We start from the raw sequence: 22458 nt of genomic DNA, 5'->3' as shown, positions 1-22458 counted from the left end.
TTAAGCCTCCGCTGCAGCAGATGCTGCTTTTTCGTTCAGAATTGTTTTTACACGTGCCGCGTCACGACGGACTTGGCGCATACGTGCTGTGTTTTCAAGTTGGCCAGTAGCCTGCTGAAAACGCAGGTTAAAGCTTTCTTTTTTGAGCGATGCGAGGTCTTCGCGAAGCTGATCCGGCGACTTGTCGCGGAGTTCTTTAGCGTCCATTGGACTATTCCTTTTTCAACATCACCAGCGGGCCCCCGAGGGTCACCCCGATTCTGGTGGAGTGGGTGTAGAAGCTGGCCGTATAGGGGGGATAGTGAAACCACGCAACCCCTTTGTTTTTATCGCCCGCAGTATGGGCCAAAAGGGAAGAACCACGCCGCATCATAGTCGGGACGGTCGATGACACTGGCTTGACGCAAGGCGATCAGGTATCGACTGCGCTATGACACAGATTAAATCGCTCTTCGCAACCCGCCTTTACTCAGCCGCTCTGTCACAGCACGGCAAAATTGACCCAACTGAGCTGGAGCAATCCTGCTATGTCATCGCAGAAGATGATGAGGCCGGCCAAGAGTGGTGCGAGCAAAACGGCTATGCAGGCTACACCAGCTATGCGTCCCTTACGGATTTGCCGTGGCGCTTTCCGATCTTCAAGGATGTGGTGGACGCGCTCGATAAACACGTAGCTGAATTTGCCAAGGACCTGTGTTTTGACTTGGGTGACCGTGAATTGGTGTTGGAAGACATCTGGATCAACATCCTGCCAGAAGGCGGCATCCACACATCCCACATTCACCCCCATTCGGTTATTTCTGGAACCACCTATGTGGCAATGCCCAAAGACACCTCGGCGCTGAAGCTTGAAGACCCGCGTTCACAGATGATGATGGCGGCACCACCCCGCACCGCAGACGCGCGGGAAGAGCTAAAAACATTCGTGTACGCCAAACCTGCCGTCGGAGATGTTTTGCTTTGGGAAAGCTGGCTGCGCCACGAAGTACCCATGAACATGTCCGAAGAAGACCGGATCAGCGTTAGCTTTAACTACAAGTGGGCCTAGCCCGTACAAAACACAGCAGGCACCGCCTCACACTATAACAGCGGCGCCTGCGTGTTGATCCAAGCTTAGCTGCCTGCATTAAGAAGCTGTGCATTGCCGCCCGCAGCTGTTGTATCAACGCAAACGTGCCGCTCATGGGTAAGCCAGCGCGCGAAATCCCCCTCACTCAACAACGGGAGCAACGCGCCGTCTCTTGCGGCCAAAGCCACACGGTATTCACGCAACTGCTCGGGGGCGGCAAAACTCACAACTGCCGCAAAGCCATGCAACGTGCTCAGTGCTTCTGCGGTCACATCACCGTTTATTGCGCCATCTAACAGCAAACCTGACGTTGCCATAACCGGATAACACCCCGCCTGTTCTGCTGCCTCAGCTTGCTGTGCTGCTGCCTGCGGTCCCGGCCCAAGGCACAAGACCATTCCCCGCCCGTGGGTTGTCATGCGGTTTGATTCACCAGTTGGTCCCGGAAAAACCTGACTGTCCAAAGCCATGCCTGACAGTTGCGCCGCATCAATTGCAGCCTGAACCCGATCGGTCGCAACGCTGCGCTGTTCAGTATGCGCAACTGTGCGGGCCTCGGGCTTGGTGAACCGCACAACATAATTTGGACCACCTGCCTTCGGCCCAGTGCCAGACATCCCCTCGCCCCCAAACGGTTGAGACCCCACCACGGCACCGATCTGATTGCGATTGATATAGATGTTGCCAGCGTTCACCGTGCGTGACGCCAAGGCGATCCGATCATCAATCCGGCTGTGCATCCCAAAAGTTAGCCCGTAACCCGTGGCATTGATGTCGGCCATTACGCGCGTCAAATCCGACGCTGCAAAAGTGGCTACGTGCAAGACAGGGCCAAAGATTTCCTCGCCCAGATCAGAAATGCCGTTCACACGGATCACGCTTGGCGCCACAAAATGACCTTCGCTTGGCACTGAAACCTGATGCAGCAATCGCCCTTCATGCTGCGCGATCTCGATATGTGCATCAATCTTGGCTTTCGCAGCCGCATCAATTGCGGGGCCAACATCCGTTGCCAAATCCCACGGCGCACCCACACACAACTCATCCATCGCCCCATAGAGCATCGTCAGCATTTTATCCGCGACGTCTTGCTGGACATAAAGCACCCGAAGCGCCGAGCACCGTTGTCCCGCAGACTGAAAGGCAGATGCCACAATATCCCGCACCGCCTGTTCGGGCAGCGCGGTACTATCGACGATCATCGCGTTCAGCCCACCTGTCTCTGCAATAAGTGGCGCATGGGGCGCAACATTGGCAGCCATTGCGCGGTTGATCGACTGCGCAGTTACGGTTGAGCCGGTAAAGCAAACACCATCAATCCGCGCATCACTGCTCAAGGCTTTTCCAACCACATCCCCACGGCCCGGCAAAAGCTGCAACACATCGGCGGGAACGCCCGCCTCATGCAAAAGTTCTGTCGCCCGTAATGAGATCAAGCTTGTTGCCTCAGCGGGTTTGGCCAAAACACCATTGCCAGCGGCCAGTGCCCCCACAATTTGGCCCGTGAAAATCGCTAGCGGGAAATTCCACGGCGAAATGCACGTAAAGATACCACGCGCAGGCGCAGAGAGTTCAACACTACGGGCCGCGTAGTACCGCAGGAAATCAACAGCCTCACGCAATTCGCCCACTGCGTCCATCGCGGTTTTGCCTGCCTCGCGGGCAAGTAATGCGAACAACTCACCAAAATGCGCCTCATAGAGATTGGCCGCTTTGCGCAACACATCCGCACGTTCCGCCGCTGATACGTTCCACGACACCGCACGTGCGATTGCCTCGTGCGTTTGTGCCTCGGTCATGTAGGTCAGTTTGCCTACCAGAACCTGTGGCGCGGCAGGGTCAAATACATCTACCTGCTCACCGCCCTTACTGCGTAAATCCCAAACGTGGTTTTGATACGGCAGACGCGCAGACTCTAGCTGATCCACGTCGTGGGTGTTGTGCAAATCCCAACCACGCGAGTTCAGCCGTTCAGACGCATAAATATCCGCTGGTTTGGGTAACACAGCGCCACTCGCCATCGAATCTTCAAACGGGCTGGCGGCGACCACCTCGGCAGGAACCGCTTTATCAACGATTTGATTTACAAACGAGCTATTCGCCCCGTTCTCCAAAAGGCGGCGCACCAGATAGGCCAGCAAATCTTCGTGGGTGCCCACGGGCGCGTAAATGCGGCAGCGGATATTTTCACTTTGCACCACCACATCATGCAACGCCTCGCCCATGCCATGGAGCCGTTGAAATTCATACGCGTCGCGTGCAGCGCCCATCTCAAGAATAGCGGCAACAGAATGGGCGTTGTGCGTCGCAAATTGCGGGTAAATCCTATCCGTGTAGCCAAGCAGTTTTTGCGCACAGCACAGGTACGACACATCCGTGGCCCGCTTTTTGGTGAAGACAGGATAGTCGTTCAGCCCTTCAACTTGGGCGCGCTTAATCTCGGTGTCCCAATAGGCTCCTTTCACCAAGCGGATCATGATTTTGCGGTCAAGTTTCTGGGCCAGCGCATAGAGCCAATCAATAGTGGCGGCAGCACGTTTGCCGTATGCCTGCACAACCACACCAAAGCCGTCCCAACCCGCCAAAGACGGATCAGATAACACGGCCTCAATTACATCAAGTGACAGATCAAGGCGGTCCGCCTCCTCTGCGTCAATATTAAGCCCCATCCCCGCGGCCTTCGCTTGCTGCGCAAGGCCAAGGGTCAGCGGCACCAACTCACGCATCACACGATCAGCTTGGCCAAACTCGTATCTTGGGTGCAACGCAGAAAGCTTGATTGAAATGCCAGGATTGTCACGGATATCTGCCTGCGTGCATGACGCCGCAAGGCGCTCAATCGCATCGGCATATGCATCATAAAACGCCTGTGCATCATCCGCGGTCATCGCGGCCTCGCCCAGCATGTCATATGAGTAAGTGTAACCGCGCTTGGTTTGGGCAAGCCCGCGTTTGACGGCCGCTTCAATCGTTTGACCCAGTACGAATTGCGCGCCCAACTCTTTCATCGCGCGGGCTACCGCTTTGCGAATAACAGGTTCCCCCAGACGGCGCACCGCACCGCGCAACACGGACGCAACGCCCTTCCCATCGGTCAGTACTTTGCCCGTCAGCATCAGGCCCCAAGTAGACGCATTCACCAAAGGCGAGCTGGAATTACCCAAGTGCTTTGCCCATTCAGACGGCGCAATCTTGTCTTCGATCAGCGCATCAATGGTGGTCGCATCTGGCACCCGCAACAATGCTTCGGCCAAACACATCAGCGAAACACCTTCCTCGGTGGACAACCCGTACTCTGCCAAAAACACCTCCATGAGGCTTGGCTTTTTGTCGTTGCGAATGGCGTTGACCAATCCAACAGCGCGGTGATGCGCAGCGTTATGGAATTCGGGCGTAAACGCTGCCTGTGTAGTTAGCTGCGAAATAAGCAGCGCTTCGTCTGCGGTGTGCTGTGCGCGAATAGCGGCACGCTTTGCTGAGTAATCCATGGCCAAACGCCCCTCCCAAAAAGACTGAGAGCAACTTACAACCAACGTAAAAGTCAGATTGACTATAGATTAATCCAAAGTAGTTTTATCAAACCTATTTTTAGGGCTATTTTAGCCAGATCAAGCATTGAGAATTACATGTATAGTTCGATTGACCGGATAGATTATGCAATATTGGATGTGCTGGCTGTTGATGGCCGTGCTTCCGTCAGCAGTATCGCTGAGCGCGTGGGCCTATCTAAGACGCCCTGCCAAATCCGGCTCAAGAAATTACAACAGCTTGGCTATATTACGGGGTTTCGCGCCAACATCGACCAACGCAAATTGGGCCGCAGCAACGTAGCTTTTGTTGAGGTGAAGATGGCCGACACCCGCGAGGCCGCCCTGCGCGCCTTCAACGAAGCGGTGCGCAAAATCCCCGAAGTTGAGATGTGCCACATGATCGCGGGGGCGTTTGACTACTTATTGAAAGTGCGCACCGTCAGCACAGACGACTACCGTCGCGTCTTGGGTGAGAAAATCTCATCACTGCCGCACGTCAGCTCTACCTCGACACATGTGTCAATTGAAGCCATCCACGAGTAGCAGGCGTGATTACTCAACACTCTGTTCGTTCAACACTTTGCGCGCCACGCGAAAACACTCAAGCCCCTGAGGTACGCCGCAGTAAATTGCGATGACGTGAATAATAGCGCGAATTTCGTCTTGGCTCACGCCGTTCCTGAGCGCACCACGACAATGGGTTTCCCATTCAGACATCTTACCAAGCGCACCAATCATCGACAGGTTCATCATAGAGCGCGTCTTGGCGTCAATGACATCATCCCCCCAGCCAAACCCCCAACACCAAGCAGTCATGGCCTCTTGAAACGGACGAGTGAAATCATCCGCAGCAGCAAGGTTTTTCTCAACGTACTCTGCACCAAGGGTCGCCTTGCGCTGCTCAAGCCCTTTGAGAAACAAATCTTCATCAAACGTATCCATGGTGTTTTCCTTTTTGGGTGCTGGCACAATACGCCAATGTGTTGTGATGCTTGTCAAATCCTTGCGCGAAACGCGTGGCGGCTTTAGCCCCAAACTTCTTGTACCAATTTGAAATTTGCTTGCTTTCAAAAGCAGACTCAGGCCATCATTCCTAAGTGGGCAGGCGATGGCGTCGCCAGCATTTATTGCACGCCCGTTATCCTCATTTCCTGAACGCCGGGATTTTCTTTGCCGTGATGCGGTTGAGGGAGATCGGCTTCCTTGATTGGCATTCCGGCACGTTTGTGAAGGAACCATTGTCATGGAACGTCCAGAATTTTACCGCTTTCATCAGGGTGAAAAATCCCTGCCTTTTGATGCATCTGAATATGCCAACCGCCTAAAACGCCTGCGCGCAGATATGCAGGCCAACGGGGTGGACGCGTGCGTATTCACATCAATGCATAACGTGGCCTACTACTCGGGGTTTCTCTACTGTGCGTTTGGCCGCCCTTACGCAGTTGTCGTGACCCAAACCGAAGATGTCACGATCAGTGCGGGCATCGATGCAGCACAACCTTGGCGCAGAAGTAGCGGCGACAACATCACCTACACCGACTGGCAGCGAAACAATTATTGGCGCGCAATTTTGTCTGTGACTGGGGCGGGCAAGACCGTCGGGTATGAGGCCGATCACCTAACGTTGAGCCAGTCCGAGCTGATGGACGTGTTCTTATCGCCCAAAGCAAAAGTTGACATGGCACCTGTCACGATGCGCCAACGAATGCATAAATCCGCGGCTGAAATTGAACTTATCCGCGCCTGCGCGCAAGTTGCCGATGTGGGCGGCTACGCCATCAAAGACGCGATCAAAGCGGGCACTCGTGAGATTGATGTGGCAATGGCAGGTCGCGATGCGATGGAGCTGGAAATCGCCAAGCGGTTCCCCGATGCGGAATACCGCGATACGTGGGTGTGGTTTCAGTCGGGCATCAACACTGACGGCGCACATAACCCCGTAACAAGCCGCGCCCTGCAATCGGGTGATATCTTGAGCCTGAACACTTTCCCAATGATAAGCGCCTATTACACAGCACTTGAGCGGACGTTATTTGTTGAAAACGTTGATCCCGCCAGCTTGAAGATTTGGGAAGCAAACGTCGCGGCACATGAGCTGGGCATGAGCCTGCTGAAACCCGGGATGAGTTGCGCGCAGGTCACCGAGCAGATCAACGACTTCTTCGCCGAACACGATTTGCTGCAATATCGTACGTTCGGCTATGGGCATTCCTTCGGCGTGCTGTCCCACTACTACGGGCGCGAAGCAGGATTAGAGCTGCGAGAGGACATCGACACGGTTCTTGAGCCCGGAATGGTGATTTCAATGGAGCCAATGCTGACCATCCCCGAAGGCACGGCCGGTGCTGGAGGTTACCGCGAGCATGACATTCTGGTCATCACAGAAGACGGCAACGAAAATATCACCGGCTACCCCTACGGCCCCGAATTCAACGTTGTAGGCTAATAAAACAAATCAGGGGGCCAAGCGCCCCTTGATACTCCCAACGGCGGCGCCGCTTGCTTGCTGAAACCAGGTCAGCCAAATCATTGCGTAAGAGCCGCTTCATTTTTGCAAAGGTGTGTTTCAGTATTTCATCGCCAATATGTTGCTCTCTTTGCTTTCTAGCCATCGAAACCAACCAAGCACACCAGATCAATGGATGCGCACCCCTTGCCCTTCAATCACCCTCTGGATGGCTTGGATATCAACATCTTCAAAAGCAGTGTTGTTCTTTACGGACCACGCAGCCGCAACACCTGCGCCCTGCCCCTGCACCGCGCAGCACGCCATGTTTCGGGTCGCTGCGTGGGAAATACGATCCCCCCCTGTGGCCCGCCCTGCCACGATCAGGTTCTTCACACCCTTGGGCAGCATCGAACGATAGGGGATATGCATGTACCGCCCCGTCGTCGGCAAAATCAAAATGCCATAACCATCGATGAACTCCGGATAGATGCCGATACTGTCCTCAAATCTAGCCTCTCCGCGCACATCCTGTTCGGTCATATTATACACCGCATCAATTTTGCGCGTGTCGCGAATGCCGATCGACATTCCAAAGTTCCGCAGCCGCACGCCATCACAGCCGGGCGTATACTGGCGAAGCGCGTCAATCGCGTGCATCGCCTGTTTGCGGCCCTCGATTTCGAACTGTGTCATGCTGTCGGGGTCCGTGCCATCGCAGCCCGCCAGATGGATAAGGTTCATATAGGTCATCTCACCACTGTCGTGCACCGCGCCCCACGTGCCACCAATCGTGTTCAAATGCGCAGGGATGACACCGTCGCGGATCGCCTGCTCAAACGGCTTGCCCAAGAAGGGCGAAAACATCGTGTCTTCTTTGCCGTCCGTTTCAACTTCCCACTCGCCCGAGGACCAGTCTTTATAGGTCTGCGGATTACTGCGGACCCCCTCCATAAACTTGGTCTTATCCACACCAGCCAAATGGAACATGACGCTGGCGGCCTGCATCTCTTCGACGGGTGTTTTTACCGTTGCGCAGCCCGCTCGGGCCGCAACATCAGCGTCGCCTGTGGCATCAATAATGCGCTTGGCCAATATCGCTTCACGCCCCGCTTTCGATTCCACAATCACCCCTGCAACAGCGCCATCGGTTATGATGGGCGCTACAAACTGCCGGTGCAGCATCGGGTGAATACCTGCCTCCTCAACAAGGCGATCAGCGACCAGCTTAAACCCCTCGCTGTCTAACTCATAGCTCAGCGATTGGCTCTCAGGCACAGCAGCACCCATTGCTTTGGCGCGCTCTTCAAACTCGCGACCGATACCGTTCGCTTCTACGGTTTGCTCGTGGCGGTACCAAGCAAACCCTTCGACACCGACGACAGTAATGTTGCCGCCAAAACAGCCAAAGCGCTCCAACAAGGTCACTTCTACACCGCATCTTGCGGCCGCAAGCGCCGCGGCCAACCCGGCGGGGCCAGAGCCGACAACAAGCACGTCCGTTTTGTGAACCACAGGGGTTTCACGCGCCGGTTCCAAAATTGAGGTCAAAGACATCACGCCTCCCGCATCAGCCGTCCGTTTCGTTCACCAGCTACGGTACCGCGGGCACACACAGGCGCAATGAATTTTTAGCCCTCGCATATCATCAGCACACTATCCTTGCCGCCGTTTTTCACCAAGCATCAGCATTGCAGGTGTCACCACAAGGGTGAGCACAGTTGCAACGACTAACCCGCCCGCAATGGCCGATGACAGCTCGGTCCACCACTGCGTCGAAGGCGCACCATACACGATCTCTCGGGTGAAGAAATTCAGGTTCAGCCCGATCACCATTGGCATCAACCCCAAGGCAGTTGTCACCGAGGTCAAAATAACCGGCCTTAAACGCTGTGCGCCCGTCCGTAATGCCGCCTCCAAAGGCGATTGGCCCAGCTTTTTGAGGTCATTATATGTGTCGATCAAAACAATATTGTTGTTCACGACGATCCCCGCCAAAGCGATCACGCCGATACCGCCCATTACAACGCCAAACGGACGCCCAGTGATAATCAGCCCAAGCAGCACCCCGGCAATTGAGAAAATGATTGCCGACATGACAACAAAGGCTTGGAAGAAATTGTTAAACTGCAGCACCAGAATGACAAACATCAAGAAGATTGCAGCAGCGAACGCAGACGCGAGAAAGATCATGCTTTCCTGTTGGTCTTCTGCCTCACCAGCAAAGCTAAACTCAACACCGTCGGGCAATTCTGCCTCTGCCAATGCGGCCGTCAGGGCAATCACTTGGTCATTCACCAAAAAGCCCGGCGCCACGTTTGCCTCAATGCTTGTCACCCGCTTTTCATCGATACGGCGGATAACGCCCGTGCGATCAGACGGCGCAAAAGTGACAAAGTTTGCAATTGGCACCAACCCTGAAGACGTCGGCACGCGCAAACTACCAAGCTCAGACAAAGACCTGTCTTCACGCGGAAAACGCACGCGAATATCAAGTGAGCCGTCGATGTCATCAGGCCGGTAGTCGGCAACAGTGATCCCTTGGGTAAGCAATTGCACAGCTTGCCCCAAAAGACTGACATCTGCCCCAAACCGTGCAGCCTCAGCGCGATTAACAAGGATGAAAACCTCCACACCCGGCACGGGCCGCGTATCAGTAACGTCCGTAAAGCCGCCAAGTTTGTCCATGATGTCACGAATTTGCTGAACAGCTTTACCCTGAACATCCGGGTTGCGGGCGGTAATCTGCAAGTTCACGGGCTTGCCCGCAGTAGGGCCGCCACTTTCTGTCTGCACCTGCACATCGATACCCGCAATATCAGCAACGCTTTCGCGGATATCCACACCAATTTGCGCAGCCGTGCGCCGCGTATCCCACGGTGTGAGTTCAAGTTGTAGCGTCCCGATTGTTTCCTCATCCCCTTGACCCGCCGACATCATCGAGCGCGCGTAAATGCTGGCAATCTCATCATACCCAAGCAAACGGTCTTCCACAGCACGCACCAAAGCATCCCGCTCAAAAATCGAAAAGTTATCCCGTGCGCGCACCTGTACTTGCATGAAATCAGGCTCAACTGACGGGAAGAAACTGATCCCGCGACCGAACTGGCCGTAGGCCCCGAAAGCCCCCAACAAGAGAGCAACCGCCAGCAACAGCGTAGCCGTTGGCCGCAATATGGCCCACTCCAACACGCGCACATAGGCACCTGTAAAGCCGCTCATATTGCGTGGGTCGCCCACTTCGGCGGCGTGCAAAGCTGCCTTGGCTTTGGCAGTCTGTGGCTGCCGTTTGCCGATCAGCCCACCAACGACCGGAATGAAAATCAACGCCATAAAAAGCGATGCGAAAAGCGTAAGGATCACAGTGATCGGCAAAAACTTCATGAATTCGCCCACCATGCCGGTCCAGAAAAGGAGCGGGAAAAAGACAGAAAGTGTAGTGGCAGTTGAGGCAATAATCGGCCACGCCATGCGCTTGGCCGCAAAGGAGTACGCCTCAGGTGCGCTTGCCCCTTCTTGCAATTTTCGGTCCGCTAATTCGGTCGTGACGATCGCACCATCTACCAACATCCCCACAACCAAGATCAGTGAGAACAGCACAACGATGTTCATCGTGTAATCCATACTCCACAGCGCAATTACCCCCGCCAAAAACGCACCGGGAATTGCAAGCCCCACCAAAATTGACGACCTGAACCCCAACGCAAGAACGATCACAATCATGACCAAAATCACGGCAGCAATCACATTGGCTTCCAGATCACTCAGCATGTCTTTCACCTGCTTGGATTGATCTTGAAGGTAAGTCACTTCGATGCTGTCGGGCCAATCAACGCGCAACGTTTCAACAATTGCGCGGACCTGTGCGACTGTATCAATGATATTCGCGCCTGAGCGTTTTGTCACCTCCAGCGCAAGCGCAGGCTGGCCGTTGATGCGCGCAAACGAATTGGGGTCCTCAAACGTACGGCGGATCGTGGCCACATCCCCAAACGTCACAACCGCATCACCGCGCACTTTGACGGGCATGGCCATGACGTCTTCCAGATCCTCAATAAGACCGGGAACCTTCAGCACGATGCGCCCAGAACCCGTTTCAATAGCACCCGCCGCGATCAGCCTGTTGTTGCGCTGTATCTGCCCGATAAGTTCGTCAAATGACAGGTTATAAGTTTGGAAAACCGTCGGGTCGATCAGTACCTCAAGAAACTCAAAACGCTGGCCGCCGATCTCTGCCTCAAGAACACCTTCAAGGCCTTCGATTTCTTCCTGCAGAGTTTCCGCAAGAGAGTTCAAAGTACGTTCTGGCACAGGCCCTGAGATAATCGTGGTGATGATCGGGAACAGAGCCGTGTTGATCTCTGTAATTGTGATGTCGCGTGCATCCGTGGGCAGATCACTTTGCGCCCGGTCCGCCGCCTCGCGCACTTTATCAAGCGCCTCATCGTTGTCGCCACCGGGCGTGAACTCAAGCTGGATCGAGGCAAAGCCTTCGGTCGCATCCGAACTCATCTGGTCCAACCCTTCGATTGATCCAAACTCGGCCTCCATCGGCTCAAGAAGCAACCGCTCAGCATCACTGGGACTTATACCATCGAGACCCGTTGAGACGTAAAACAAAGGCAGTGGCACCTCTGGATTGGACTCTTTGGGAATTGAAACATACGCGAACGCGCCCACGGCCAGCACCATGACAAGCGCCATAACCACAACGCGCGAGCGCGAGAAAGCTGCATCAATCAAGCTGTTCATTGCGCGGCACCTTCAACGCTTGGGGCAACCAATTCTCCCTCATTTACAAACCCCTGCCCCACGGTGATCAGCTGTACCTCGTCAGGTAATCCGGTGACCCAAATGCCATCGATCTGCGCCTTGACGATGCGCACAGGAAAGAACGCAACCACGTCATCGTTATCGACCGTTTTGACCCCAAGGTTGCCCGCCGTGTCCAAAGAAACGATCGACGGTGACATGAAGTGAGCAGTGACCTCGCCCGTTGGAATAACGATTTCGGCTGAAATACCTGCGGGGATCTCACCGCCCTCATTAGAAACTTCGACCTCGGCCAAAAACGTCCGTGTTTCCGCGGCAGCAGACGTGCCAACAAACGTAACAACGCCTTCACGCTCTTCGCCCGTGATGAAGCGGACTGTCGCGGCTTGCCCAACCTGCAGTCGGGTCAGCGCCTGCTGAGGTACTTGGATGGCAACTGTCAGTGGCGTAATATCAACCAATCGCCCAACGTCTGATCCAGCCGAAACATATTCACCAGCATCAACATTTCAAACGGCCAGCTACGCGCCATTGCAGTGAACGATTATGCGGTCAATATCCCTGTGGCCGATGCTGTTTCTGACGGACCAATCATTGCATACAAGCAAAACGGGGCGGAAATGAGCAGGCGGCGCAAAGGCCCGCTGTGGATTGTGTACCCTTATGACGACAAGAAAAGCTATCAGACCGAAACTGTCTACTCGCGCTCGATCTGGCAGCTTGATCGCTTGATTACCCAATAAAGAACGGCACCCCGCATGAGCTCACTCCCCCTATCCGTCGCTACCAAATTGTTCCGTTGGGCGTTTGGCACCATTTCGATTGCCATCATAGTTGGGTGTATCGCGATCAGCTACCTGTCGTATTCTGTGTGGGCGTATGTCGACAATCTTGGTGTCGCGAAACAAGGCCAGCAAGAATACATGGCTGCACAGCTCGAAATTGAATACCTCAAACTACAAGACGCCATTGATGACGCGCTCGCGGGTGGCCCCGAAGATGTTGAGGATGTTCGCAAGCGTTTTGATATTTTCTACAGCCGCACTTTGCCACTGCGGTTTGGCTCGCAGGCCGGTCAGTTCAACGCTGATCTACTGAAGCTGCAAGCAGTTCTGGATGCGCAGGTTCCACTAATTGATGGCACTGACGCACAACTCTTTGGGCAACTGGAGCAGTTGGCAGAAACCCTGGAAACCGTGCGCCCGCTTCCCCGCAAGATCGGGCTTGATTTCGTCAGTTATGAAGCCAAAACCGGACAGCGCGAGCGTGAAAAAATTATCAACCTCATCGAGATTTTGATCATCTCGGTCAGCTCAATGATCATCATCTTAGTTTTGATGATCGCGGGGCTTTTGCGACAAGCAAAAACACTCAACGCCACAACACAACTGGCTGATGAAAAGGATCAGCGTCTTTCGGCAACCCTGCGCGGCTCATTGGATGGGGTGGTTGTGACTGATGAAAACGCGATCATCATCGACTTCAGTCAATCCGCCGAAGACGTGTTTGGCTTTACCCGTGACCAAGCAATCGGCCAAAGCTTCTTTGACCTGTTACTGCCCGCCGAAGAAAGCAAAATGTTTTACGCCGCCATGGCAAACTACCGGCAGACCGGCAAAACGACCTTTGCCGAAAAAGGCCGCCAAGAGCTCAACATGATGCACCAAGACGGTCACGCCTTTCCTGCGGAAATGACCGCCTCCATCGCCCATGCGGGATCTCATGCGTTTTTCATCTGCTATGTGCGCAATATCACCGATCAAAAGGCACAAAAGGCCGAGCTTATCAGCAGCCGTGACGATGCACTTAGCGCAAACCGTGAACGCTCGCGGTTCTTTGCAATGATGAGCCACGAAATGCGCACCCCCCTGAACGGCGTGCTGTCTGCGCTGCAAATGCTGGAAGGCAGTGAGTTAAACAGCAAACAAAGGTCATACGTTGGGGCGGCACTGACATCGGGCGATATTTTGTTGGGGCATATTAACGATGTTCTGGCTATTGAAAGCGCCGAAAAGCGCAAGACCCCAGAGCCAACACCTTGCGATATTGCAGCACTGACCAACAGCCTGGTGGCCACGCTGCAACCCCTGGCCCGCGACAATCAAACCGCGATTGAGTTGGTTCAGCCAGAGGCCGGCCAGCAGTTCTTTTTGACGGATCAACGAGCCATCCAGCAGATCATCGTCAATCTGTTGAGCAACGCGATCAAGTTTACGCCGGGTGGTTCTGTGAAGCTTGAGACATCCTATTCCAAGGAAAACGGCACGCTTATATTTGATATAACGGACACTGGAATTGGCATCGCAGAGGATGACGTAAAGCGCATTTTTGATGACTTCGTCTCTCTGGACAGCAGCTATGAGCGCCGCACAAATGGCACCGGATTGGGCCTTGGGATTGTGCAACGTTTCGTCACCAATTTGGGCGGTGAAATCACCTGTAAATCCACCCTTGGCGTAGGCACCCACTTCCAAGTGATCCTCCCGATGCAAGAAGCCGCCCCCGCCACAACGAACAATACACAACAGACAACCTCATATGAGAGCAGCAAAAACTGCCAAAGCCTGTTGGTGGTCGACGATAATGAGATTAACCGCGACTTGCTTGGCGCGATGCTAGAACGGCTTGGCCACAAAGTGTGCTACGCGACGGGCGGGCAGCAAGCGGTGGATATCTCGCTGGAGCACCGCTTTGACGCCATCTTGATGGACATTTCCATGCCGGGTGTGAGCGGCACCCAAGCCACCCAGCGGATACGCGCGTCACGCGGGCCAAATCAAAACACGCATATTATCGCCGTTACCGCGCATGCCCTACCACAAGAGCGCACCGCCTTTACTGACGCTGGCATGACAGGATTTTTGGCAAAACCTATCAACCTGAAAGAGCTGGACGCCTGTCTGCTTGGTACGGAAAAAGACCAACACAACACACCTGAAACCTTGCCCGGCTCATCCGAGCGCCTTGTGGATGTTGCCCAAGTCAACGAATTGATCGCGATGCTGGGACACGACACGTTCATGGACAGGCTTGCCCTTTTGAAGACCCAATTCAAAACGCAAATTGATGAAATTCAAGCGACGCAAGATTTGGCAGGCATCCAGACCTATGCACATTCCATGGCCGGATCCTGCGGTATGCTAGGGGCAAAGCACCTACACAGCGTTCTGCAAGACATCGAAACAGCTTGCAAAACAGGGAACGCACAAGACGCGATAGACTTGGTAAAGCAACTCGAAAACATCGCAGCCGACACGTTTGATGCGTGGAACAACACGCTGGGGCAGTCCCAGAAAGTCGCTACATAGAACCAACTATCCGAATGGGTAGCCCACCACTCTTACGCATTGCGTGATGCCCAGTATGCGTCACGTTGCGGGCCACTGGGCAGCATATCTTGTCTTTGAAACACCGTGCTTCAAGGCAAGAATATGACCAACATCACAATCCACATAGCAGCCGTCACCCTCGCGATTGGGCTTTGGCTATTGGCCCCACCAGTTGTCGCCCAAACCACCGGAAGTGACGGATGTGATGAACTGTGTATCTCAGCCAGTTCATCAATGTTGAACGACGTAACTTCAGGTTTGCAGTTCACCGATGAAACGCTCTCCAGCTTGGTTGGTGCTGAACTGGGCCTTGACGACGTACGTGCTGATCTTGTGGGCTCGCAGGTTCCAATCAACGACTTCGTTACAGAATTGGAAAACGTGACGGGCACAAATTCGGCGGATGAAGCGCTTAATTCAGAAGCGACCCTATCCGAAATTTTTACTGCAGCTGCCAACGCGGCTGAAACCAACGGGGACCCTGCCGCGGCCACAGCTCTTCGGGCCCTCGCGACCAATGCAAGCGGCCTATCAGATGGTGTCTTGCTAAGTGATTTTCTGGTACTCGACACGACTGACGATGAATTATCAGACGCGAACATTTCGACTTTGGATTTGATCAGTGGAAGCGCGCAGCTTTACAACGCTGAATATGGCGCAACCACGCCCACGCCAATAGTAGCAAACATTGTCGGTTTTGGTGAGGTTAGAACTTACGTACAGGTTACCGAACCTCCACAGCTTGTATGCGGACCCGAAGGCACAAGTTTTCGTTCTGCTGCTGTCCGCACAAAGATCGATGTCACCCTAGAAAACGCGCCCCAGTCCATCGATGTTGGGCTAGCGGCTCTTGAAATAGAACCGCCTGAATTGTCATTTTACATCGAGGTGGGCGAGGCTGATGGCACCGTCACAGATGTGAATGCGGCCAACCAAACTGCACAGGTCACAATGACACCGGGGGTTGTAAACGCATACCTCGGCGAGATTGACGACAGTGTGTACTTTAACCGCGACCGCGTCATCACCGCGTCAGATATTGGCCCGTCAACAATCGCCGGAGCCGAAGTTATTTTGGCAGGCCTTCCGCCTTTGGTGCCCGAAACAATAATTCCCACATCAATCTCTGCCTCATCTAACGGTGAAACGGTGTCTTTCGGCTCCGGCACACTAGACTTCACAGGGCCCTACCCGCAGACCGAAGAACTGGACGTGCCTGTGGACGCAACGGAACGTGTGGTCAATGCAATTACAAACAACCTGCAAGTTGATCTTGAGCTTCCCGGCGATGGATCACTTGATGCGGTTGAGGTCCTACTAGAGACCGCTCTTTCAACAACGATCAGTGAAGTTGTGGACGAAAGTCTAACGGCCGCACTTGGCCAAGCCGTCGACCCGATCCTTGCAGGCTTGGGTATTACGATTGGCGGCGGAGAAGCCACTGCGTTTGGGTTGTCCAATACATGTGATGATTTTGGCGACTGCCCCATCTCGGGCACCGCGCCAGACGGCACCAACATCAACGCATATGGCACACCATCGCACGGATTATCGCCAGCATTGTTTATGGGGCAAATTCCAGCTGATGGTGAGCAACAGCACATCAGCAGCCCTTCGGCTTTGGGTGACGACCAAGACGGAAACGATGATGAAGATGGGGTCAGCATTCCAGTACTGACAAAAGGCCAGACCGCCACGATTTCCGTAAACGTGACAGAACCGACAACGGGCAACGGCTATTTGATGGCATGGCTTGATTGGGACGGAAACGGGCAGTTCGACGCCGATGAAGTGATCTCTGATGATCTGCAAGACACCGATGGCGACGGCGACATCAACTTGTCAGTATCGGTCCCCGCAGACAGCAGCTTACAAACCACGTTCGCGCGCTTTCGCTACTCAAGCACCCAACAACTTAGCACAGATGCAAATGCAACAGACGGGGAGGTAGAGGACTACGAAATCGTATTTGTCACACCCCAAGGGTCCATTTCAGGCAAATTGTTCGAAGATGGAAACGGCGATGATGTCTTTACCACCGATGAGGCGCTATTGCCTGCGGGTATTCTGATCACACTCTTTGATGACAAAGGCACACCGCAGGACGAGACCGATGATATTGAGTTAGGCACAACTGAAACAGACGCCAACGGCGCCTACAGCTTTGCAGCACTTAGCACACTCACAACGTACCTCATCAAAGTAGACCCGTCCGACCCAGAAATACCCGCAGACCTGTCACCTTCAACAGACAATCCATTGCGCGCCGTATCCGTCAGCATTGATACGGATATGAGTGAGCAGAATTTCGGCTTTTCGGTTCAACCCCCTTCGGCAGATCTGTCTATCACGAAAAGTGCCCTGTCCGCATCAACCAGCGCAGTCATTACCGAGGCTACCGCTGGAACAGAAATTGATTTCGAACTGATCGTGTCAAACGCAGGACCAGATACCGCAACCGGTGTGCAAGTGCTTGATCTTCTGCCCTCCGGCTACACCTATCAATCGCACCTCTTGACCGATGACACACAAAACTTTGCTGCCGACACAGGGCTCTGGCAAGTCGGCGCACTGGCTGCGGGCACAAGTCAAACATTAACCATTCGCGCCACAATGAACGCAGCGGGCGAACATACAAACATAGCTGAGATCATCAATTCTGACCCGCCAGATCCAGACAGTGATCCAAGCACAGGTCCCACAGTTGATGATTTGTCCGATGGCGTTGCCGATGACGACGAGGCAAGCGCAACTGTGTCTTATGTCGGCACAGGTGCAGTGATTTCCGGAACCCTGTTCATTGATAACGGGGCGAACGCGACGGCCTTTGATGGGCAACAAAGTGGCGGTGAATTGGGCGGACAGATTGGGCAAGTCAGCATATTTGACGCATCAGGAGCATTGATCGACACGCCTGAAGTGGACGCGGACGGGAATTGGTCGCTGACTTTGCCAGATGGCTACACAGAAATGATAGGGATCAGCAGCACCGCTGAGACTGGCTTTGTGATCGTGTCGAACAACACTGATGGCCTGCTGGAGCTGAATGACCAAAACACACGTGACGGCATTTACCGCTTTCGACCTGCTGCTGGTACATCCTATCTAAACCTCGACATCGGGTTCATTCGTGGCGCAACACTGGCCAGTGATCGGCAAGCAGCGATGCGACCTGGCCAAGTGATAAACCTCTCCCATCGTTACACCGCCGATGCGTCAGGCACCGTAGTATTTGACGTGGATATCTCACCCAACAGTCCGGTCAGCGTGGCACTGTTCAGAGATGCAAATTGCGATGGCACACCAGAAGAACCAATCACCGCATCACAACCGATTAACCCAGATACCGAAATTTGCTTAGTCGCCCGCGTCACCAGCGGATCCGGCGCTCCAAATGGGGCAAGCGCACCCTTTCAGGTCTCAGCCGTAACAACCTACGGCAACACAGGCGTTACACAAAGTGCTTCAAACACCGACCGCATCACAATCGAAACGCAACAAAGCACACTGCGGCTTACAAAAACGGTCCGCAACGTGACAGCCGACACTGCTGTATCAACCCAAAACAGTGCCGCCAGCGGTGATGTGCTTGAGTATGAGATAACCGTTGAGAACATCGGGACTTTGTCTGCGTCCGACATCGCTATCTTTGACCGCACTCCGCCCTACACATCGTTGAGCGAGGCGATTGAAAGCCCCGTGTCGTTAGGCCCCGATGTGACGTGTAGCATCGCAACATCTGGCGCAAACACATCAGGTTATTCTGGTGACTTGGAATGGCAATGCAGCGGAAGTTTTGCACCGGGAGCCAAGGCAGGTTTAGCGTTTCGCGTGCGTGTGGCCCCGTAACGCTGTTCGCCTGTTGGTTTGCAGTTGGGTGCGAGAGTCAAGGTGGCCACTGCCTTTCGAAGGCTGTGCCCAGCCAGGAATTATATGGAGAATTAGCGGCTATCTTGGAGTTATCAGGGCCTACAAACGACGAACCCCGCCGTATTACGGGCGGGGTGTCGGATTAGCGTTGGTTGCGGGAGTAGGATTTGAACCTACGACCTTCAGGTTATGAGCCTGACGAGCTACCGGGCTGCTCCATCCCGCGCCAACTTGGTTTGTTTAGTTTGGGGTTGTGTTGTCTGCAAGGGCGGATTTGGGGTTTGGTTGATTTTGTTTATGGGAGGGAGGTGAGGTCTGCTGCGTTGTGGTCCATGGCGTCAATTGGGACGGGCAGATTTCAGGGGGGTGCGATCATGATGCGGCTCTCAGGATAGCCGGTTTCAGAGGGGGGCTATCTGTAGCTGCGGCCCAGCAGACCCCACGCCCAGCACCGCGCATTAAGATTTCAGGTGGTATAAGACACAAAAAAGCCGCCACGAGCTGAACTCGTAGCGGCCTAATGTATGATAATCGAATATAGAGTATTGGTTCTTTGTTAGGTTTGGCGATGACCTACTCTCCCACGCCTTAAGACGCAGTACCATCGGCGCAACAGTGCTTAACTGCCAGGTTCGGGATGGGGCTGGGTGTTTCACTTGCGCTATGATCACCAAACCAAAGAAAGAACCATTACAAACATTTTTAATCCAGATTTTCGTAACTTGTGTAGTTGTGTATGCTTTTGATTGTGTCCGTAGAAGACTGTCTTCTACTGGATCAAATCAAGCCTATCGAGCAATTAGTACCGGTCAACTGAGTGCGTTACCGCACTTACATCTCCGGCCTATCGACGTGGTGGTCTTCCACGGCTCTCAGGGATACCTTGTTTTGAGGGGGGCTTCCCGCTTAGATGCCTTCAGCGGTTATCCTGTCCGATCATAGCTACCCAGCACTGCTCCTGGCGGAACAACTGGTACACCAGTGGATCGTTCACCCCGGTCCTCTCGTACTAGGGGCAACTCCTCTCAAGTATCCTACACCCACGGCAGATAGGGACCGAACTGTCTCACGACGTTCTAAACCCAGCTCACGTACCTCTTTAAACGGCGAACAGCCGTACCCTTGGGACCTGCTCCAGCCCCAGGATGAGATGAGCCGACATCGAGGTGCCAAACGGTGCCGTCGATATGGACTCTTGGGCACCATCAGCCTGTTATCCCCGGCGTACCTTTTATCCGTTGAGCGATGGCCCTTCCACTCGGGACCACCGGATCACTATGGCCGTCTTTCGACTCTGCTCGACTTGTCAGTCTCGCAGTCAGGCTGGCTTCTGCCATTGCACTCAACGAGCGATTTCCGACCGCTCTGAGCCAACCTTCGCGCGCCTCCGTTACGCTTTAGGAGGCGACCGCCCCAGTCAAACTACCCGCCACACAGGGTCCCGGATCCGGATAACGGACCGCGGTTAGACATCAAGCAGAACAAGGGTGGTATCTCAAGGATGGCTCCACGCAGACTGGCGTCTGCGCTTCAAAGCCTACCACCTATCCTGCACATGTTGTGCCTGATGCCAATGTGAAGCTGTAGTAAAGGTGCACGGGGTCTTTCCGTCTAACCGCGGGAAGCCTGCATCTTGACAGGCAATTCAATTTCGCTGAGTCGATGTTGGAGACAGCGGGGAAGTCGTTACGCCATTCGTGCAGGTCGGAACTTACCCGACAAGGAATTTCGCTACCTTAGGACCGTTATAGTTACGGCCGCCGTTTACCTGGGCTTCAATTCAAGGCTCTCACCTCTCCTTTTAACCTTCAGGCACCGGGCAGGCGTCAGACCCTATACGTCGTCTTGCGACTTCGCAGAGCCCTGTGTTTTTAGTAAACAGTCGCCACCCCCTGGTTTGTGCCCCCAGTCAATACTTGCGTAGAAACTGGGCCTCCTTCTCGCGAACTTACGGAGGTATTTTGCCGAGTTCCTTCAACATCGTTCTCTCAAGCGCCTTGGTATTCTCTACCAGTCCACCTGTGTTGGTTTAGGGTACGATCTAATGATGGAGCTATTTCCAGGAACCTCTAAGCGGCCCTTCCAATCCGATAAGGAAGAACAACCCTCGAGATCCGTCACTACCATCTGGCTCAGGAATATTAACCTGATTCCCATCGACTACGCCTTTCGGCCTCGCCTTAGGGGTCGGCTTACCCTGCTCAGATTAACTTTAAGCAGGAACCCTTGGACTTTCGGCGACAGTGTCTCTCACACTGTTTGTCGCTACTCATGTCATCATTCTCACTAGTGATCTCTCCACCGGATCCCTCACAGGCCGGCTTCATCGAAAGTTTCACTCCTCCAACACTCCCAAAGGAAGATAAGGAGGAAAGAAACTATATCACACTACGCTCTGCTACCATGCACTATGTGCATCCTAAGCTTCGGCTCATGGCTTGAGCCCCGTTACATCTTCGCCGCAGGACAACTTAATTAGACCAGTGAGCTGTTACGCTATCTTTAAAGGATGGCTGCTTCTAAGCCAACCTCCTGGTTGTTTTGGTCGTCCCACCTGCTTTCCCACTTAGCCATGAATTAGGGGCCTTAGCTGTAGGTCAGGGTTGTTTCCCTCTCCACTACGGACGTTAGCATCCGCAGTGTGTCTGCCGACTAGTACTCCTCGGTATTCGGAGTTTGGTTAGGATCAGTAAGCCTGTGGGGCCCCATTACCCATCCAGTGCTCTACCCCCGAGGGTATTCGGTCGACGCTCTACCTAAATAGATTTCGCAGAGAACCAGCTATCTCCGAGTTTGATTGGCCTTTCACCCCTAGGCACAATTCATCCCGACCTTTTTCAACAGGTGTGGGTTCGGCCCTCCAATAAGTGTTACCTTATCTTCAGCCTGATCATGCCTAGATCACTCGGTTTCGGGTCTGATCCCACGAACTCATTCGCCCTATTAAGACTCGCTTTCGCTGCGCCTACACCTAACGGCTTAAGCTTGCTCGTGAGACCAAGTCGATGACCCATTATACAAAAGGTACGCCGTCAGCCCTCAAGGAGCCTCCGACTGATTGTAGGCGTTCGGTTTCAGGTACTGTTTCACTCCCCTCGTCGGGGTGCTTTTCACCTTTCCCTCACGGTACTGGTTCACTATCGGTCAGTAAGGAGTACTTAGCCTTCGAAGGTGGTCCTCCGATGTTCAGACAGAATTTCACGTGTTCCGCCCTACTTAATACGTCCAATCATGCTTCCTATACGGGGCTATCACCCGCTATGGCCGTGCTTCCCAACACGTTCTAGTCACAATCTCAGCTCGGCTGGTCCCCGTTCGCTCGCCGCTACTAGGGGAGTATCTATTGATTTCCTTTCCTCCGGGTACTTAGATGTTTCAGTTCCCCGGGTTTGCTCTTAAAACCCTATGTATTCAGGTAATAAGTACTTGGTTTACCATGCT

10 protein-coding genes, 1 tRNA gene, 2 rRNA genes and 2 pseudogenes (1 of these 15 running past the window's edge) are annotated in these 22458 nt (G+C 53.9%); 6 read left to right on the top strand and 9 right to left on the bottom strand.

Annotated elements, in window-relative coordinates:
* Complete coding sequence (rpmC, locus tag NeNHUV3_RS09315) at nucleotides 1-207, bottom strand: 50S ribosomal protein L29 (protein WP_048599042.1); 207 nt, start codon at nucleotides 205-207, stop codon at nucleotides 1-3.
* A 223-nt stretch (nucleotides 208-430) separates the two neighbouring features.
* On the opposite strand from rpmC, the gene NeNHUV3_RS09310 reads away from it, so the two are divergent.
* On the top strand, nucleotides 431-1048 hold the full coding sequence (locus tag NeNHUV3_RS09310) for a 2OG-Fe(II) oxygenase family protein (protein ID WP_391481045.1): 618 nt from the start codon (nucleotides 431-433) through the stop codon (nucleotides 1046-1048).
* A gap of 65 nt (nucleotides 1049-1113) precedes the next feature.
* Here the strand turns inward: NeNHUV3_RS09310 and putA are convergent, their stop codons facing one another.
* Nucleotides 1114-4557, bottom strand: a complete 3444-nt coding sequence (gene putA, locus NeNHUV3_RS09305; protein WP_391481044.1) for a bifunctional proline dehydrogenase/L-glutamate gamma-semialdehyde dehydrogenase PutA — start codon at nucleotides 4555-4557, stop codon at nucleotides 1114-1116.
* Between the two features lie 138 nt (nucleotides 4558-4695).
* Here putA and NeNHUV3_RS09300 point away from each other — a divergent pair, with 138 nt between their 5' ends.
* Nucleotides 4696-5142, top strand: a complete 447-nt coding sequence (locus tag NeNHUV3_RS09300) for an Lrp/AsnC family transcriptional regulator (protein ID WP_391481043.1) — start codon at nucleotides 4696-4698, stop codon at nucleotides 5140-5142.
* A gap of 9 nt (nucleotides 5143-5151) precedes the next feature.
* On the opposite strand, the gene NeNHUV3_RS09295 is transcribed toward NeNHUV3_RS09300, so the two are convergent.
* Nucleotides 5152-5541, bottom strand: coding sequence for a carboxymuconolactone decarboxylase family protein (locus tag NeNHUV3_RS09295; RefSeq protein WP_341246993.1), 390 nt, complete (start codon nucleotides 5539-5541; stop codon nucleotides 5152-5154).
* A 301-nt stretch (nucleotides 5542-5842) separates the two neighbouring features.
* On the opposite strand from NeNHUV3_RS09295, the gene NeNHUV3_RS09290 reads away from it, so the two are divergent.
* Nucleotides 5843-7045 (top strand): aminopeptidase P family protein, encoded by a 1203-nt coding sequence (locus NeNHUV3_RS09290; protein ID WP_391481042.1) that lies wholly within the window; start codon nucleotides 5843-5845, stop codon nucleotides 7043-7045.
* Between the two features lie 189 nt (nucleotides 7046-7234).
* Here NeNHUV3_RS09290 and NeNHUV3_RS09285 read toward each other — a convergent pair whose 3' ends face one another.
* From NeNHUV3_RS09285 to NeNHUV3_RS09275, 3 genes and pseudogenes are all read right to left on the bottom strand, one after another.
* Entirely contained in the window at nucleotides 7235-8602 is a 1368-nt protein-coding gene (locus NeNHUV3_RS09285; protein ID WP_391481040.1) for an FAD-dependent oxidoreductase, read from the bottom strand.
* A gap of 99 nt (nucleotides 8603-8701) precedes the next feature.
* Nucleotides 8702-11797, bottom strand: coding sequence for an efflux RND transporter permease subunit (locus NeNHUV3_RS09280; protein WP_391481039.1), 3096 nt, complete (start codon nucleotides 11795-11797; stop codon nucleotides 8702-8704).
* A 281-nt stretch (nucleotides 11798-12078) separates the two neighbouring features.
* Nucleotides 12079-12315, bottom strand: a pseudogene (locus NeNHUV3_RS09275) (HlyD family efflux transporter periplasmic adaptor subunit); the annotation flags it as partial.
* A 27-nt stretch (nucleotides 12316-12342) separates the two neighbouring features.
* On the opposite strand from NeNHUV3_RS09275, the pseudogene NeNHUV3_RS09270 reads away from it, so the two are divergent.
* From NeNHUV3_RS09270 to NeNHUV3_RS09260, 3 genes and pseudogenes are all read left to right on the top strand, one after another.
* Nucleotides 12343-12561 (top strand): annotated as a pseudogene (locus NeNHUV3_RS09270) (oxidoreductase); the annotation flags it as partial.
* Nucleotides 12562-12576: 15 nt separating this feature from the next.
* Nucleotides 12577-15126 carry an ATP-binding protein gene (locus NeNHUV3_RS09265; RefSeq protein WP_391481037.1) on the top strand — a complete coding sequence of 850 codons (2550 nt, stop codon included), beginning with the start codon at nucleotides 12577-12579 and terminating at the stop codon, nucleotides 15124-15126.
* A gap of 123 nt (nucleotides 15127-15249) precedes the next feature.
* The gene (locus tag NeNHUV3_RS09260) at nucleotides 15250-18996 is read left to right on the top strand and encodes a GEVED domain-containing protein (protein WP_391481036.1); all 3747 of its coding nucleotides are present in this window, start codon (nucleotides 15250-15252) and stop codon (nucleotides 18994-18996) included.
* A 170-nt stretch (nucleotides 18997-19166) separates the two neighbouring features.
* On the opposite strand, the gene NeNHUV3_RS09255 is transcribed toward NeNHUV3_RS09260, so the two are convergent.
* The 3 genes from NeNHUV3_RS09255 to NeNHUV3_RS09245 all read right to left on the bottom strand — a co-directional run.
* Nucleotides 19167-19243 (bottom strand) — tRNA-Met (locus NeNHUV3_RS09255).
* A gap of 334 nt (nucleotides 19244-19577) precedes the next feature.
* A 5S ribosomal RNA gene (rrf, locus tag NeNHUV3_RS09250) occupies nucleotides 19578-19692 on the bottom strand.
* Nucleotides 19693-19795: 103 nt separating this feature from the next.
* A 23S ribosomal RNA gene (locus tag NeNHUV3_RS09245) occupies nucleotides 19796-22458 on the bottom strand (it continues 170 nt past the right edge of the window).

Source organism: Nereida sp. NH-UV-3 (assembly GCF_042939535.1).
In the GTDB taxonomy this organism is placed as follows: domain Bacteria; phylum Pseudomonadota; class Alphaproteobacteria; order Rhodobacterales; family Rhodobacteraceae; genus Nereida; species Nereida ignava.
Note: the sequence above shows the minus strand (reverse complement) of the source record. Positions and strands in the feature narration are given on the sequence as shown.

Bases quoted from the DNA above. Each gene is read 5' to 3' on its own strand.
- rpmC (WP_048599042.1), bottom strand. From the start codon at position 207: ATGGACGCTAAAGAACTCCGCGACAAGTCGCCGGATCAGCTTCGCGAA.
- NeNHUV3_RS09310 (WP_391481045.1), top strand. From the start codon at position 431: ATGACACAGATTAAATCGCTCTTCGCAACCCGCCTTTACTCAGCCGCT.
- putA (WP_391481044.1), bottom strand. From the start codon at position 4,557: ATGGATTACTCAGCAAAGCGTGCCGCTATTCGCGCACAGCACACCGCA.
- NeNHUV3_RS09300 (WP_391481043.1), top strand. From the start codon at position 4,696: ATGTATAGTTCGATTGACCGGATAGATTATGCAATATTGGATGTGCTG.
- NeNHUV3_RS09295 (WP_341246993.1), bottom strand. From the start codon at position 5,541: ATGGATACGTTTGATGAAGATTTGTTTCTCAAAGGGCTTGAGCAGCGC.
- NeNHUV3_RS09290 (WP_391481042.1), top strand. From the start codon at position 5,843: ATGGAACGTCCAGAATTTTACCGCTTTCATCAGGGTGAAAAATCCCTG.
- NeNHUV3_RS09285 (WP_391481040.1), bottom strand. From the start codon at position 8,602: ATGTCTTTGACCTCAATTTTGGAACCGGCGCGTGAAACCCCTGTGGTT.
- NeNHUV3_RS09280 (WP_391481039.1), bottom strand. From the start codon at position 11,797: ATGAACAGCTTGATTGATGCAGCTTTCTCGCGCTCGCGCGTTGTGGTT.
- NeNHUV3_RS09265 (WP_391481037.1), top strand. From the start codon at position 12,577: ATGAGCTCACTCCCCCTATCCGTCGCTACCAAATTGTTCCGTTGGGCG.
- NeNHUV3_RS09260 (WP_391481036.1), top strand. From the start codon at position 15,250: ATGACCAACATCACAATCCACATAGCAGCCGTCACCCTCGCGATTGGG.